General features: G+C 69.1%; 10 protein-coding genes and 1 other RNA gene. 4 read left to right on the forward strand and 7 right to left on the reverse strand.

The genetic code is table 11. From position 1 onward, the window contains the following. Window positions 1-159 precede the first annotated feature (159 nt). The 4 genes from ssrS to FKV24_RS02740 all read right to left on the reverse strand — a co-directional run bounded on the left by ssrS (window position 160) and on the right by FKV24_RS02740 (window position 5,613). Window positions 160-346: non-coding RNA, 6S RNA (gene ssrS / locus FKV24_RS02725), on the reverse strand. A 94-nt stretch (window positions 347-440) separates the two neighbouring features. Beyond that, window positions 441-755, reverse strand: coding sequence for a cell division protein ZapA (locus FKV24_RS02730; RefSeq protein ID WP_111267448.1), 315 nt, complete (start codon window positions 753-755; stop codon window positions 441-443). Continuing rightward, a complete protein-coding gene (locus FKV24_RS02735; protein ID WP_111267447.1) occupies window positions 752-973 on the reverse strand; it encodes a TIGR02449 family protein in 222 nt (73 codons plus the stop codon). Before FKV24_RS02735 ends, FKV24_RS02730 begins: the two co-directional genes overlap by 4 nt. A 53-nt stretch (window positions 974-1,026) precedes the next feature. After that, window positions 1,027-5,613 (reverse strand): EAL domain-containing protein, encoded by a 4,587-nt coding sequence (locus tag FKV24_RS02740; RefSeq protein WP_170288186.1) that lies wholly within the window; start codon window positions 5,611-5,613, stop codon window positions 1,027-1,029. A 243-nt stretch (window positions 5,614-5,856) separates the two neighbouring features. Between FKV24_RS02740 and FKV24_RS02745 the strand changes: the two genes are divergently transcribed. The 3 genes from FKV24_RS02745 (at window position 5,857) to FKV24_RS02755 (ending at window position 8,814) form a co-directional block, all read left to right on the forward strand. After that, complete coding sequence (locus tag FKV24_RS02745) at window positions 5,857-6,411, forward strand: UPF0149 family protein (protein ID WP_249040885.1); 555 nt, start codon at window positions 5,857-5,859, stop codon at window positions 6,409-6,411. Window positions 6,412-6,472: 61 nt separating this feature from the next. Then, window positions 6,473-7,798 carry an aminopeptidase P N-terminal domain-containing protein gene (locus FKV24_RS02750; RefSeq protein ID WP_283016195.1) on the forward strand — a complete coding sequence of 442 codons (1,326 nt, stop codon included), beginning with the start codon at window positions 6,473-6,475 and terminating at the stop codon, window positions 7,796-7,798. A 212-nt stretch (window positions 7,799-8,010) separates the two neighbouring features. After that, window positions 8,011-8,814: a heparin lyase I family protein gene (locus FKV24_RS02755; RefSeq protein ID WP_170288187.1), complete on the forward strand. Its 804-nt coding sequence runs from the start codon at window positions 8,011-8,013 to the stop codon at window positions 8,812-8,814. Window positions 8,815-8,913: 99 nt separating this feature from the next. Here the strand turns inward: FKV24_RS02755 and pepQ are convergent, their stop codons facing one another. Beyond that, on the reverse strand, window positions 8,914-10,239 hold the full coding sequence (gene pepQ, locus FKV24_RS02760; protein WP_141481115.1) for a Xaa-Pro dipeptidase: 1,326 nt from the start codon (window positions 10,237-10,239) through the stop codon (window positions 8,914-8,916). A gap of 114 nt (window positions 10,240-10,353) precedes the next feature. On the opposite strand from pepQ, the gene FKV24_RS02765 reads away from it, so the two are divergent. Beyond that, on the forward strand, window positions 10,354-12,957 hold the full coding sequence (locus FKV24_RS02765; RefSeq protein ID WP_249040886.1) for a bifunctional diguanylate cyclase/phosphodiesterase: 2,604 nt from the start codon (window positions 10,354-10,356) through the stop codon (window positions 12,955-12,957). A gap of 29 nt (window positions 12,958-12,986) precedes the next feature. Here the strand turns inward: FKV24_RS02765 and FKV24_RS02770 are convergent, their stop codons facing one another. Further along, a complete protein-coding gene (locus tag FKV24_RS02770) occupies window positions 12,987-13,349 on the reverse strand; it encodes a PilZ domain-containing protein (RefSeq protein ID WP_407067483.1) in 363 nt (120 codons plus the stop codon). After that, complete coding sequence (locus tag FKV24_RS02775; protein WP_141481116.1) at window positions 13,346-15,664, reverse strand: DUF1631 family protein; 2,319 nt, start codon at window positions 15,662-15,664, stop codon at window positions 13,346-13,348. The genes FKV24_RS02770 and FKV24_RS02775 overlap by 4 nt, the downstream gene beginning before the upstream one ends. Window positions 15,665-15,808: the final 144 nt, after the last annotated feature.

A 15,808-nucleotide genomic window follows, 5' to 3' on the forward strand; every position in this document is an offset into this window, starting at 1 on the left:
GGTCTTCGCGGAGCTGGCGGCGCGGGTCGGGCTCTGGGCTCATCCGGTCCGGTGGCGGTTCGCGGCAGCCGGGCGGCGCCGGGTAGGCGGGCGACGGATTCGGACCGCCGTCCCCAGACATGCGAACAGCGCCATGGAGGCGCTGTGCGCGGGTATGAAAAGTCCTCCACCAATGGCGATGCGCGCGAAACGACCTTGAACCCGGGGTTCAAGTGGGGATGCTTGGAGGCCGTCGGGCTTCCCGCTACAAGGCGGACCTGCACTCCGGGCCTTCGTCGCACCCCCGCGGTCGCAATTAAGGGACAAGGCGAATGTTTGCGCGCGCCGTCATCCACAGCAGAGGACGTGGGCGAAGTATAGCGTGGTCGATGCCGGTGTCGCGCCCGTTTGTCGGTGCGGACCGGTACCCGGTTCACGTTCGCCGATGCGGCCGCGTGGCTTCAGCTCGCCGGAGTGTCGAGCAGACCGTCGAGCTTGCGGTTCAGGTCTTCCAGGGTGCGCGTCAGCTCGCGCTCGTGGCGGCCGGACTCGGTACGCAGTTGCTGAAGCTCGTGGGCGAAGTTGAGCGCCGCCAGCACCGCGACGCGATCCAGCGCGACCATCCGGTTGCTGCCGCGGATCTCGCGCATCTTGCCGTCGAGCAGCTTGGCGGCGTCGAGCAGGTCGTCGCGCTCCTCGGGCTCGCAACCGACGGTGTACTCGCGATCGAGCACGCGGATGCTGACCGGTGTGCTGGTGTGCGCCTTGGTGTTCACGTGTGCTGCTCCAGCGACTTCAGGCGCGCGATCATGGCTTCGACCCGGACCCGGGCCTGCTCGTTCTTGGCCAGCAGCGCGGAACGCTCGCCGACGAGCTGTTCCTGTTGCTGCCGCAGACTGCGGTTCTCCTCGCCGAGCCGGCGCGCGCGATCGGCCAGCTGCTCGACGCGGGCGGCCAGGGCTTGCAGTTGCGCGAGCAGTTCGGCGTGATCCATGTCGGCATGATGGGCAGCGGCCCGACCCGGGTCAAGCTGCCGCGGTCACGATGTCAATGGCCAGGCCCCGTGGGCGCGGATGGGCCGCCGCCGCCGGCCGCCGCGGTGGCCGGCGCGGTCGGCGGATCGGGCCGCCATCCGGTCAGGAAGGCGGCGCAGGAGGACGCGTCCAGCGGCCGCGAGAGCCAGTAGCCCTGGACCTCGTCGCAGCCGTTGGCGAGAAGGAACTGCAGCTGGCTTTCCTCCTCCACTCCCTCGGCGATCACGTTCAGGCCGAGCGAGTGCGCCATGGTGATGACCGTGCTGGTGATCGCGGCATCGTCGGAGTCGCCGCCAAGGTCGTCGATGAACTCCTTGTCGATCTTCAGCGAGGTGATCGGCAGCCGCTTCAGGTAGGCCAGCGACGAGTAGCCGGTGCCGAAATCGTCGACCGCCAGTCCCACGCCCAGCTTGCGCAGCGCACCGAGGGTCGCCGCGCCCTGCTCGGCATTGGCCATGATCACGCTCTCGGTCAGCTCCAGTTCGAGCCGCTCGGGCGGAATGCCGGTGTCCTCCAGCGCCCGCGCGACCACCTGCGGCAGGTTGCCGCGCAGCAACTGCAGGGCCGAGATGTTGACCGCCATGGTCAGGTCCGCATGCCCCTGGTGCCGCCACTGCATCAGGCGCATGCAGGCCTCGCGCAGCGCCCATTCGCCGATTTCGAGGATCAGGCCGGTCTCTTCCGCCAGCGGAATGAACTGGGCCGGCGGGATCATGCCGTGCTCGTCGCTGTGCCAGCGCAGCAGCGCCTCGACGCCGGTGATGCGCTGATCACGCAACGAGAGCTGCGGCTGATACACCAGTTGCAGCTCGCCGCGATCGAGGACCTTGCGCAGCGCGGCGGTGATGGTCGCGCGGCGACGGATCTCCACGTCCATCGCCTCGTGGTAGCGCATCCAGGTGCGGCGACCGGCGGCCTTGGCCTGGTACATCGCGGTATCGGCATGCTTGAGCAGGTCGGTCGGGACCTGGGCATGGTCGGGATAGACGCTGATGCCGATCGAGGGCGAGATCGAAACGTCGTGGCGCTCGTCGAAGTCCAGTGCGGTCTCGAACGCCTCCAGCAGCTCGCGCGCGACCTGCTCGGCCTGCTCGATGCTCTCCAGGTCCTCCAGCACCACGGTGAACTCGTCGCCGCCGAGGCGGGCGACGGTGTGGTCGGGCCCCACCGTCTGCTGCAGCCGGTTGGCGGCGGCGCGCAGGATGCGATCGCCGGCGGCGTGGCCGAGCGAGTCGTTGATGTCCTTGAAGCGGTCGAGGTCGAGGAACAGCAGGGCGATCTTGCGGTTGTTGCGGCGCGCACGCACGATCGCCCGCGACAGTCGTTCCGACAGCAACGCGCGATTGGGCAGGCTGGTCAGGGTGTCGTAGTTGGCGAGGTAGCGCAGTTCCTGCTCCGCGCGCTTCTGGTCGGTGATGTCGGTCAGCACCGCGACGTAGTGGCCGACCTCGCCGCCGGCCTCGTGCACCGCGGTGCTCTGCAGCGCGCACAGGAACTCGTTGCCGTCCTTGCGCCGCTGCCAGACTTCGCCGGCGTTGCGTCCGTGACGTTCCAGCTCCTCGTGCAGTTGCTGGTAGACCCCGGGTTGATGCTGCTGGCTGTCGAGAATGCTGGTCGGGCGACCGATCACCTCGCTGGCCTGGTAGCCGGTCATGCGCTCGAACGCCGGATTGACGGAAACGAAGTTGAAGTCGCGGTCGAACACGGCCACCGCTTCGACCATGCTGTGCAGCACCGCGCTGGCGATCCTGCGCTCACGCTCGGCGCTGCGGCTGCGGGTGATGTCGCGGGCGGTACCGGCCACCCGTACCGCCCGGCCCTGGGCATCGCGCTCGACCACACGACCGCGCGCACGCACCCAGGCCCAGTCGCCGCCGGGCGTGCGCGAGCGGTGCTCGGAGAGGAACAGCGCGGTGTCTCCGCGCAGGTGCCGGCGCAGTTGCTCGGCCACTCGCGGCAGGTCGTCGGCATGCACCTCGTGGGTGGTGTTGACCTGGGTCTGGGTGGTGATTTGCGGGGTGGTGCCGTCGGGGTCGTGGACGCGCATCCAGTGGAGCTTCTTCTGGCTCAGGTCGTAGTCCCAGAACTGGTCGCCGGAGGCCCACAGCGCCAGCTTCAGGCGCTCCTCGCGCTCGCGGATCTGCTGGAACCAGCCCTGTTCGCGCAGGTGATTGCGGCGCCAGCGCCAGCCGGCCACCAGCGCGCCCACCAGCGCGGCCAGCGCCACCAGCGCCACGGTCAGCGGGTGACGCCACAGCGGCGGCGCGACGTGGACCGGCACCTGCAGCTCGGACGTGTTCCAGACGCCGTCGCGATTGGTCGATTGCGCGCGGAACATGTAGTGGCCCGGTGGCAGTCGGGTATAGGTGATGTCCGGCTGGTCGCCGTTGTCGATCCAGTTGCGGTCGAAACCGTCCATCCGGTAGCGGTAGCGCAGCGAGGCGGCCGACGCATAGTCCAGCGCGCCGATGCGCAGGCGCAGCATGTCGGTGCCGCCGGGGATGTCGAGCATGCGCGGCTGCCACAGGGTCGCGCCATCGGTCGGCGACTGGGTGCCGATGCGCGCCGACAGCAGCCGCAGCGGCGGCACGTAGGTCGAATCTCGGATCCGGTCGGGCGCGAACAGGTTCAGTCCGCGCACGCCGCCGAACAGCAACCGACCATCGCGCAGCCGGGTCGAGGCGCCGCCGTTGAACTCCAGGTCCTGCAGACCGTCGGCCAGGCCGTAGTGGCGGATGTCGCCGCTGGCCGGATCGAAGCGCAGCATGCCGGTGTCGGTGCCCATCCACAGCTGGCCGTCGCGACCCTCTTCGATCGAGAACACCATCGGCACCGGCCGACCGCCGAGGCTGGCGGCGAGCGGGTGGTCGAAGCGGATGCCGCCCTCGTCGTCCTCCAGCACCCGGCTCAGCCCCGAGCGGGTGCCGACCCAGACGGTGCCGGCGTGATCCATCCGCAATGCCCGCACCAGGTTGCCCGACAGGCTGTCGGGGGCGTCGGCGCCGTGATGGAAGCGGTGCAGACGCCCGCTGTCGGGATCCAGCATCCCCAGGCCGTCGCCGGCGCCGAACCAGATCCGTCCGTCGCGGTCCTCGAGCAGCGCGTGCACGGCGCCGCCGGGCAGTGGTCGCGGATCGTCTTCGCGATTGCCGTAGTGGACGATGCGGCCGCCATCGCGGGGCACGTGGAGGGCGCCGATGGTGGTGGTGCCCAGCCACAGGTCGCCGCGCCGGTCGGTCAGCACGCTGCGCAGGGAGACGCCGTCGTACTCGCCGAGGGGATGGACTTCGGCGGTGCCGGTGTCGGGTTCGAAGCGGACCAGGCCGCGATCGGTCGCCAGCCACATCCGCCCATGACCGGCATCGATGATGGAAACCACCCGCACGTTTCCGGCGTCGTCGGCGAATGCACGGGCCAGTTGCGCGGTCCATTCCTCGAAACGGTCGGCGCCGGGGTCGTAGTGCCAGAAACGGCTGTCGTCGGTGGCGATCCAGTAGCCGCCGTTCCTGCCCTCCAGGATCGCGCGGACACTGTTGCTGGAGATGATGCTGTAGCGGTCGAGATGGTCCAGATTGAAGATGTAGCGGAAGCGGGTGCCGCGCGGATCGGTGACCGCGGCGCCGCGGAACGAACCGCCCGCCCACAGCATGCCGCCGCGATCGACCAGCAGGGCATTGATGCTGCTTTCCGGCAGGCTGGCACGGACCAGCGGATCCTCCTGGATCCTTTGCGTGTGGCCGTTGTCGGGGTCGAGCCTGACCAGCCCCTCGCCGCTGATCGACAGCCACAGATGCCGGTCGGGGGCTTCGGCGATCGCCTGCACCCGCGCGGTCCGGTCGAGCGCGTCGGCGTCGGCGGGCCACAGGCGCTGGAGCGTGTCGCCGTCGTCGCCGAGCCGGTAGAGCCCGTCGGATCGCCCGACCAGCACGCGGCCGGCGTGGTCGACCGCCAGCGCCAGTGCCGGTTGCGCGGTACCCACCCGTTGCGCGGAACCGCCGGGCGGGATCCGGAACAGGCCGATCGGGGTGGCGTACCAGACGCTGCCGCTGAGGTCGGAAACCAGCGCCTGGCGGCCGTTCTGTCCCAGTGCGCCGGGATCGAACATCAGTACCGGGGTGCGCTTTCCGGTCGTCGGCTCCAGCCGTTCGAGACCGGCTCCGGTGCCGATCCACAACTGGCCGGAGCGGGGCAGCAGCGCCCGTACCTGGCGATGGGCCCGCGTCGCCTCGGGCGCGGGCCGGAAACGCTGCACCTGGCCGCTGGTCAGATCGAGCCGCGCCACGTATTCGGAGTTGGAGCCGATCCACAGGCTGTGCATGTCGGCGACCGCGAGGGCGGTGACGCTGCTGTCGGGCAGGCTGGCCGGGTCGCGGGGGTCGTGGCGGAACAACTGGTAGCGGTTGCCGTCGTAGCGGTGCAGGCCGCCCTGGGTGCCGACCCAGATGAAGCCCTGCGGGTCCTCGGCCAGCGCCTGCACCGTGGCCTGGGCGAGGCCCTGCTCGCTGCCGAGCTGGGTGAAGTAGTAGTCGCGGACGGTGGCATCGGCACTGTCGGGCAGCAACCACGGCAATCCGGCCAGCACCGCCCACAGCAGGCCCACAGCGGCACGCGGCAGCCGACGGGCCGGACGGGCGGCTGTCGGTCGTGCATGGGCTGGGAACGGCCGTGGAGGCATCGGCACGGGAATCCTGCTGGAGTCCGGGCAGTGTAGGCAGGCTGTGACGGGCGTGCCAATCCGATGGTGCGAGCGGGCACGCGCCGTCTATCGCCCGGCACGGGCGCCGCCGCATCCATTTGCGGTTGTTACACTCTTGCTCATCCAGGTTTCAGCCATGAGTTGCCCGTGTCGGTCGCCCCTGACGAATTGCCCGCATTGAACGATGTCGATGCCCAGATCCGCCGCCAGTCGCTGGCGCTTTCCGCGTCGGAGCTGCATGGCAGCCTGTGCGGCTGGCTGGCCGGGGGCTCGACGCTGAAGCCGGACTGGCTGTCGCGGCTGTTGCTGGACGACAGCCTGCCCGCGCCCGACCCTGGCTCGCCGTTCGACCGTCTGGCCCACGGCACCGCGGCGCAGATCGGCGACCGGGATTTCGCCTTCGAATTGTTGCTGCCCGAATCCGATGCCAGCCTGGCCGAGCGCAGCGGCGCGCTGTTCGACTGGTGCCGCGGCTTCGTCGGTGCGTTCGGACTGGCCGCCGGCGCGCAGCCGCCGCTGTCGGAGGAGGGCCAGGAAGCCCTGGCCGACCTGGCCCGACTGGCGGCGGCGCAGGCCCAGGACGAGGGCGACGACTCCGACGAGGAGGCGCTGGTCGAGATCGAGGAATTCGTACGCGTCGCCGCGCTGCTGCTGCACGGCGACTGCGCGCTGGCCGCGCGCGACCGCCAGCGCCTGAACTGAGCGGGTGTCCGAGCCCCGTTCCCGGACTCGCTCCCAGCCCCCAAGCCCGTCTCCAAGGCCCGTGCACAAGCCGCTCTCGATTCCGAATCGCAATCACGTCCGTCGTCGTCGCCAGCTGATGCGCATGGTCGGCGGCGACGCGATCCTGGTCCTGCCGGCCGCGGAAGAACGCATCCGCAGTCGCGATACCCATTATCCGTACCGGCAGGATTCCGATTTCTGGTACCTGAGCGGTTTCGAGGAGCCCGAGGCGGTCCTGGTGCTGGTACCCGGCCGCCGCCACGGCGAGACCCTGTTGTTCTGCCGCGAGCGCGATCCCGAGCGCGAGGGCTGGGACGGCCCGCGTCATGGGCCGGAGGGCGCGGTGGAGGCGTTCGGCTTCGACGATGCCTATCCGATCGGCGATCTCGACGACATCCTGCCCGGTCTGCTGGAAGGCCGCACCCGGGTCTACTACCACTTCGGTCGCGACCAGGAGTTCGATCTCAAGCTGATCGGCTGGGTCAATCGGGTGCGCGCCCAGGTCCGTCATGGCGCGCAACCGCCGCACGAGTTCCTCGAGCTGGGCCACCTGCTCGATGAAATGCGTCTGTTCAAGGATCGCGATGAGCTGCGGTTGATGCAGCGCGCCGCCGACATCAGCATGCGCGCCCATGCCGAGGCGATGCGGGTCGTGCGCCCGGGCATGCACGAGTACGAGCTGCAGGCCGAACTGGAGCGGGTGTTCCGCGCCTGCGACGCGGTGCCGGCCTACGGCAGCATCGTCGGCGCCGGTGCCAATGCCTGCGTGCTGCACTACGTCGCCAATGGCGGCCGGATCCGCGACGGCGACCTGGTGCTGGTCGACGCCGGCGCCGAGTATCGCGGCTACGCTTCCGACATCACCCGCACCTTTCCCGCCAACGGCCGCTTCAGCAAGGAGCAGCGCCTGCTGCACGACCTGGTGGGCCAGGCGCAGGCGGCGGCGCTGGCGCAGGCGCGCCCGGGGGTGCCCTACGAAGCCGGCCACGATGCCGCGGTCGCGACCCTGACCGAGGGCCTGCTCCGCCTGGGGCTGCTCAAGGGCCGCCTGGAGAAGAACATCGCCGACGGCAGCTACCGGCGCTACTACCGGCACAAGACCGGCCATTGGATCGGCCTGGACGTGCACGATGTCGGCGAGTACCGCATCGACGGCGAATCGCGTCTGCTCGAGCCAGGCATGGTGTTCACCATCGAACCCGGCCTTTACATCGGCGCCGACGACACCCGGGTGGCGGCGAAATGGCGCGGCATCGGCATCCGCACCGAGGACGATGTGCTGGTCACCAGCGATGGCCACAAGGTGCTGACCGAGGGACTGGCACGCAGCGCCGACGAGATCGAGGCGCTGATGGCGCAGGCCTGAACACAGCTTCCGATCACCTGTTCACCGAGCTTCCGCGCGCGCGACCCGGTCCGAAAGGAGGCGTTGCGGGCACGGACATCAGCGCCTAACCTGCAGGCCACGCGGTTTGCAGGAGCAATGGAGCCATGGGACGGGAGATTCTGAATCGTCTGGGTGGCGTCGGGTCCGCAATCGGGCGGAGGGGCTGGTGGAGGAGGACCACGGGAGCGTTCGTGCTGCTGTGCGCGGCGAACCTGCAGGTACAGGCCCAGACTCCGTACGTGCATATCGATGCCGAGTCTCCAACCTATCTGGAGTACGAGGTGTCGGCCCGGCCAAACGGCTGGTATCACGCCTTGCGCGACATCGCGATCGGTCCCGATCGCGATATGCCCGCCGATGGCGACTACGTCGCGGCATGGATATCGGGCACGATGTCCTATACCGGTGGCAGAAGCATCGGCCTGCGCGCGTACCCGTCGGTGGGGCCGAACAGAGACCGGATCGAGATCCGGGCGGTGCACGGCGACAATGACGGCTTCAGGCTTGCCAACGCGACCACCCGGTATTTCGGGTACGCGTTCATGCTTCACAACCAGACCCAGGCCCCGATCGGCACCAGCGACGCGCACATCATGCAGGTGTGGCAGCGACCATCCGGCAGCGTCCAGCAGGGCAAGGTGCCGTTCACGCTTTCCCTGGGCAACGACTACCGTCTACACGCGAAGGCGCGGACGCATGTGGGGACCTGGAACATCTGGCATTCCGAGCCCGTGAGCAAGGGCGAATGGCATACGCTGGTGTACGAGCTGCGGCCGAGCTACAACGGCGACAGCCAGAGCGGCACCATCGCCATATGGTTCGATGGTGTCGAAGTCACCCGTTGGGTGGGCGATTGGGGCAACCCTCCCAGTCTGGGATACACCGAGTACTTCGACGTCAGGTGCGGCATCTACCGGTCCGCCCAGAACACCCACACCATCATCATGTACGACGATGTGCGTTTCGGTCTGACCCGGGAGTCCGTCACGCCCTAGGCGGTCGCTCCGCCGGGCAGAGGAGACGGGCCTGCATCGCCCCGCCCCGAAGCCATGCCGGCGCTCGTCCAGCATGGCCATCGGATCGTCGTTGGCGGATCAGGCCGCCGCGAACGCGTCGCGGGTCAGGTTCTCCGGTGCCGCGTCGGTGCAGACCACATCGTCCTCGATGCGGATGCCGCCGTAGGGCTTGAAGGCCTCGACCCGGTCCCAGTCGACGGCATCGCCGTGGCCGTTCTTCTTCACCTCTTCCAGCAGCATGTCGATGAAGTAGATGCCGGGCTCGATGGTGACGACCATGCCCGGTTCCAGCACCCGGGTCAGGCGCAGATACGGGTGCCCGGCCGGCTTGTCGATGCTGCCGCCGCTGTCGCTGGCGGCGAAGCCGGCGACGTCGTGCACCTGCAGACCGATGCCGTGGCCGATGCCGTGCGGGAAGAACGCACTACTGATGCCGCGCTCCAGCGCCGCCTCCGGCGAGACCTTCAGCACGCCGAACTCCCGGAGTATTCCGGCCAGGGCGAGGTGGGCATCGATATGGATCTGTTTGTAGTCGGTGCCGGCGCGGACCTGGTCGCACATCCCCAGCTGGGCGGCGTCCACCGCCTGGACCATCGCCTGGAACTCACCGGCACTGTCGGCGGCATGGGTCCGGGTGATGTCGCAGGCGTAGCCGGCATGGCTGGCGCCGGCGTCGATCAGGAAGCTGCGCGGGTCCTTCGGCGGCAGCCGCCCCAGCTCGGTGTAATGCAGCACGGCCGCATGCTCGTTGAGCGCGACGATGTTGTTGTACGGCAGTTCGTTCGCGTCCTGGCGCACCGCCTGGCAATAGGCCAGATGGATGCCGAACTCGCTGGCGCCGGCGCGGAACGCGCGCTCGGCGGCGAGATGGCCGCGCACGCCCGACGCGCTCGCCGCGCGCATCATCGCGAGCTCATAGGGCGTCTTGTAGGCGCGGTGGTAGTGCAGATAGTCGATCACCGCCTGCGGATTGTTGGGCACGTGCTCGCCCAGCGCGCTCTGCGGCTCGCCGATGATCGCGCAGCGCGAGGTCGGCGGCGGCAGGTGTTGCGCGGCCTCGTCGGCGGTGCGGATGATTCTGATGTCGAAATGCTCGACCCAGTAGCCGCTAGGCACCTGCGGGACCACGTGCCAATAGTCGAACGGCTGCAGGTAGATCAGGGTCGGGCGCTTGCCTGGCGTGAACACCAGCCAGCTGCCGGGATTGCGGGTCAGCGGAGCCCAGGCCTTGAAGTGGGGATTGACCGCGTAGGGGTAGTCGCGATCGTCGAAGACCTGGTAGTGCAGCGTGCCACTGGGAACAACCAGATGCTCAAATCCACCACGCTCGAGCGCGACGCTTGCACGCTGCTCGAGTACGTCGAGGTGTTGTCGGTATAAGATCGCCAGGGCAGTCGCGGACATCGGGAGATACTCTTGGGAACGTCAAAGGAGTTTGACGGATTCTCATCGATTTCGCAGGGGCCACCGGGTGAAAAGCCGCGGTGGCGGGCCAGTGTCTGGCTGCTGGGTCTGATCGTGCTGCTGCTGTGCCTGCTGCCGACCCTGTGGATGACCCGCCTGCAGCAACAGAGGCTGCAGGCTGAACAGGACGAAGCCTTCGGCAAGATCATCGAACGTAGCCATGCCGCCCTGTTGTCGCAGCTGGACACCTGCGACCTGCTGGTGCGCTCCGTGCAGACCCTGTTCCTGACCTCTGACATGGTGACCGAGACCGAGCTCGATCATCTCTACGCCAATCTGCAGCCGCGACGGCATCTGCCGAGCCTGCAGGCGCTGGCCTACTCCGAGCTGGAGGCCGGCGGGGATGGCGATCGCTTCATCACCACCTGGGTGGTGCCCCGGGAAGGCAACCAGCGCCTGATCGGTCTCGACATTTCCACGCAGCCGGCCAACCTGCGTGCCGCCGAGCTGTCGCGCGACACCGACGAGGCGGTGATGTCGGCGCCGTTCCGCCTTGCCCAGCTCGATCACACCGGGGAATCCGCCGAAGGCGTCACCCTGCGCCTGCCGATCTACACCGCGGGAGCGCCGCCGGTGGACATCCGCGAACGCCGCCGGCGCATCGTCGGCTCGCTGGCGGTATCGCTGCAGGTCAGCAGCCTGATCGAATGGGCGTTGCCCGCCGACGCCCGCGACGGGCTGCACGTGATGGTCCGGGACGTGACGGGTGCGGCACCGGCGATGCTGTACGACTCGCACCCGCAGCTGAGCTTTCCGGCGCCGGAGGAGACCGTGGCCGGGCATACCCGCGACGGCCGTGCGGTGCGCAGCGTCGACGTGGTCCACGGCGGTCGCGCATGGCGGATGCGCGTCGCCCAGCTGACGCCGCCGCGGGCGGTGTCGGCCTGGCGCGACACCGTCCTGATCCCGGGCATTGTGATCAGCCTGTTGCTGTCGCTGCTGGTCGGCTCGCTGGCCAGCACCCGCCGGCGAGCGCTGGACCTGGGCTGGCAGCTGAGCCAGCGCCATCGCGAGAGCGAGGAGCGTTTCCGCGCGCTCACCGAGCTGTTGCCGGCGCTGGTGGTGCTGTCCGACGCCAACAGCGGGCGGATCCACTACGCCAACCAGGCGGCGCGAGACCGGCTTGGCGGCAACGTCGGCGAACGCACCCTGCAGGACCTGATCGAGGACCACGAGCTGCGGGCCCGATTGAGCATGCCGGATTCATCCGGGTGCCAGGGCGTGGAGGCGCAGCTGCGGACCGGCGAGAAGCGCAGCTTCTGGGCCAGCGTGTCGATCACGCTGGTGGAACTGGACGGTCGCCGCATGTGGCTGATGGTGGCCAACGACATCTCCGAGCAGCGCCAGCTGACCGAGCTGCTGTCCTACCAGGCCAGTCACGACACCCTCACCGAGCTGTTCAACCGCCGCGAGTTCGAGCGCCGGCTCGACCGGGTACGCGCGGAGGTCGCCAGCGGCGGCCCGGCCGGTGCGTTGTTCTACATCGATCTCGACCAGTTCAAGCTGATCAACGATACCTCCGGCCATATCGCCGGCGACCAGTTGCTGGCGCAGCTGGCGATGGTGATGCGCGAGCAGCTGCGTGGCGAGGACGTGCTGGCGCGCCTGGGCGGCGACGAATTCGGTGTCCTGGTCTCGGACGTGCACAACCGGGCCGGCGCCGAGGAGGTCGGCGAGCGCCTGCGTCGCCACATCGACGGCTACGTCTTCGTCTGGGAGCAGCGTTCGTTCACCATCACCGCGAGCATCGGCGTGGTGATGATCGAGCATGCCGACACCTCGCTCGACGACCTGCTGACCCAGGCCGATACCGCCTGCTACATCGCCAAGGAGAGCGGACGCAACCGGGTGCACTTCTATTCGGCGATGGACGACGACGCGACCCGCCGGCAGAGCGAGATGGAGTGGGCCAACCGGCTGCGCTGGGCGGTCGACGAACACCTGCTGTTGCTGAAGTACCAGGAGGTCTGGCCGCTGGCGGCGCCACGCGACGGCGGGCCCCGGATCGAGGTGCTGCTGCGCTTCCGCGGCGACAACGGTCGACAGGTGGTGCCGGGCGCGTTCCTGCCGGCGGCCGAGCGCTACGGGTTGATGCCGATGATCGATCGCTGGGTGATCGAGACGGTGATCGCCAACTTCGATCGCCTGCATCCGAGCGGGACCGGTCTGAAGATGGCGACCATCAACCTGTCGGGAGCCAGCATCGAGGACAATGCGCTGGCCGACCACATCCTGGCCCTGATCGACCGCCACCGGGTCGATCCCTCGCGGATCTGCTTCGAGATCACCGAGACGGTGGCGGTGCGCAACCTGTCGCACGTGGTGCGGTTGATCGAACGCCTGCGCGCAATCGGCTGCAGTTTCGCACTCGACGACTTCGGTGCCGGGATGTCCTCGTTCGGCTATCTCAAGAATCTGCCGGTGGACATCATCAAGATCGACGGCAGCTTCATCCGCGACATGCTGATCGACCCGATGAGCGAGGCGATCGTGCGCGCGGTCTGCGACATCGGCCACCAGCGTGGGTTGAAGGTGGTGGCCGAGTGGGTCAACGACCCGCAGGTCGCCGAAGCCCTGGTCGAGCTGGGCGTCGACTACGGACAGGGATTCGCGCTGCACGAGCCGGAGTACGTGACCTTCCACGGCGACGCGGCCTGATCGCGTCGCCGGGAGGGGCCCCGCCCGGCTCAGCCGGGGCGGCGCGGGTTGTGGCTGGCCAGCCAGTCGCGAAGCTGGTGCAACTGGCTGTCGAGCAGGGTGATGAAGCGGAACCCGGCCCAGATCTGCCCGGGTGCGCTGGCGCGGTCCTGCCACAACAGGTGTACGCCGGCCTCGATCGTGGCGGTCGCGCCCTGGCCGAGGCTGAAGCGGAACTGGTACAGCGCGTCGTCGACCAGGGCGGTATGGGCGATCAGCAGCATGCCGGTCTCCGACAGGTTGCCGATCCGGCCGACATCGCGATCGGTCATGCTGTCGGTCACCATCACGTTGGCCTGCACGCTCTGGCGCCGTGCGCGACGGAACTCCCTGTGTGTACCGATGGCGGTCAAGGTGCGGCTCCCTGCAGTTGGTCCGGCATGCCGGCGAAGTTGCGCAATGCGCCGAGCGCCGCCTGCCAGGCGCGGTCGACCAGGCGTCCGCGGTCGGCGGAGACGACCCGGACCTGGTCCTGCGCCATCAGCCGCGAGACGTGATCCAGCGACTGTTCGTCGATGCGCTGGCCGCGCTGGTTGACGAACAGCACACGGTCGGTGACGGTGCTGAACCATGCGATGCGGCGACGCACGACGTCGCCCTGCTGGTTCAGCACGAACTCCATCCAGGTTCCGAACGGAAGCGTGCGCAGGTGCTCGTAGCAGGCCTGCTCGCGCGGGTTGCGCGGGGCCAGCGGCTTCGCCTTCGGGGGCTCGGCATCGTCGCCCAGCCGTGCGCGCGCCTTGAGCTTCATCGTCAGCTCGGTGCGCGAGGCCGGGTCGCCGTCGCCGCTCTCGTCGCGGCCGGTGGTCAGGTGGCGGGCGATCTGGGCCGCTTCGTCCTCGTGGTAACCGACCTGGGACAGCGCCTGTTCGACCTGGCGGTCGAGGCCCTCGGGCGGCTTCTGGCTGCCGATGCCGGTGGCCGCCAGCAGCGAGGTCATGCCGGCGTACTGTTGCCACTCCTGCGAGTCCTCGCCATGCCGGAGCAGGGTCAGGGTCAGCACGTCCGCCCATGCCTGGTCGAGCAGTTTGCGCAGGAAGCGCGGCAGCTCGCGACCGGCCAGCGCCTGTTCGATCGCCTCGCCGGAGCGGCGCTTGGCCATCACCAGCTTTTCCTTGCCGCGCGCCGCCTCGACGTGGCGGCGTTCGCTCAATTCGGCCTTGCGGGCCATCAGTTGCAGATGGTTCTGCAACGGCTGGTTGGCCGCCTCGAACACTTCCGCATCGCCCTGGAAGTTCTGGACCACGTGGTCGACCGCCTCGCGCAACTGGCGTTCCAGGCGCGGGTCGCTGCCGTCCTCGTCCATCCACTTGGCGCCGGCCTCGGCGACCGCGCTGAGCAGTTGCCGGGCCGGGTGCTGGGAACGGATGAAGAACGCCCGGTCGAGCAGGGCCAGGCGCAGCAGCGGCACCTGCAGGCGTTCGAGCAGGTTGCTGCTGAGCGTGCCCTCGCGCAGCTCGCGGCCGATCCCGGTGTACAGCAGGCCGAGCAGCTCGAAGGTGTCCTCGTCCTCGCTGGACAGGCGCATGGCCTGGCCGTGCTGCTGCCGGCTCTGGGCCAGCAATGCCTGCTTGAGGTCGGCGATGGTGCGCGGGCGCTGCACATCGCCCGACTCCATCTGTTGCTGGGAGCCCAGCGCGGCGACCACGTCGGGCGTCTTCAGCGGGGCCTGGTTGCCGCCACCGGGGTCCTTGCGCAGCGAGCCCAGCGCCTTGCGGCGGCTGGAGAGCAGCTCCTGCAACATCGACAGCGCCGCCTTTTCCTCCTCGGCGGAGCCGCTGCCGTTGCCGTTCTCGCCCCACCAGCGGGTATGCGGACGCTCAGAGGCGGGCGCCGCCTCGTCCGCGCGGCCGGGCGGGGACGAGGGTGCGTTGCGGGGCCGCTCCCCGGCGTCGGAAGCCTGCGGTTGTGCCTGCGCCGCCGGCTGCGGCGCTGCGTCCTGGGCGGTCGGGCGCGTGCGCAGCGGCACGTAGGACAGCCCCGGCAGGATGTTCTCGCGGGCCAGCATCGCGTTCATCGCCTCGACCAGCTGCGCGTAGCCGGTCATCGCGTGGCTGTTGAAGCACTGGAACAGCAGCAGCCGTGCCTCCTGCTCCAGTTGCAGCACCTCGCCGGCCTCGGAAAGCAGCAGGCACAGGCGGTGCGGTCCGACCGGGAGCCGTTCGGCATCGAAGGCGGGCGCCCCGGCCAGGACCCCGAAGCGCTGTCCCAGCAGCAGCAAGGGCAGGCCCGCCCGCGACTCGTGCCGGGACGCGATCCCGGCCAGCACGGTCGCCTCGCTGACCTCGGCGTCGTCGACCAGGCGCAGGTCGTCGAAGTCGCCGTGGTCGGAGGCCTCGGTGGCGTCCTCGGCTGCCGGTTCCCGGATCGTGGCCAGCGCGGTTTCCAGTCCGGCCATGAACCGGGGCGCCAGTTGCGCGCGGTGCAGGCGGACCTTGCGCAGGGTCTCGAAGTAACCGGCCTGCAGCGCTGGGTTGCGTGCCTGGTCGGCGAGCTTGAACAGCTGCTGTTCGAATTCCGTCAGCATGGTCTCGAGCTGACGGCCGAAGCTGTCCGAGGCCAGCGCGTACAGGCGTTCGAGCGCCGCCCGGACGCGACGCGGCAGCTCGGCCGAGGCCAGGTTCCTGTGGGGGTGCCGGATGGTGTTGGGATCCAATCTTGCGGACATGCCCTGATAGCCCTGGCCAAAGGGATGATGTGGAGCAGGAAGGCGCCGACAGCGCGTGGATCGGCCAGACCCCCGGCCCGGGCAAACGATTGCGCCTGACCTGAACGAATCAACGTCAGATGGAAGCACGCTCGGCCAGGATTG

The organism is Marilutibacter maris (assembly GCF_006546735.2).
Taxonomy (GTDB): Bacteria; Pseudomonadota; Gammaproteobacteria; order Xanthomonadales; family Xanthomonadaceae; genus Marilutibacter; species Marilutibacter maris.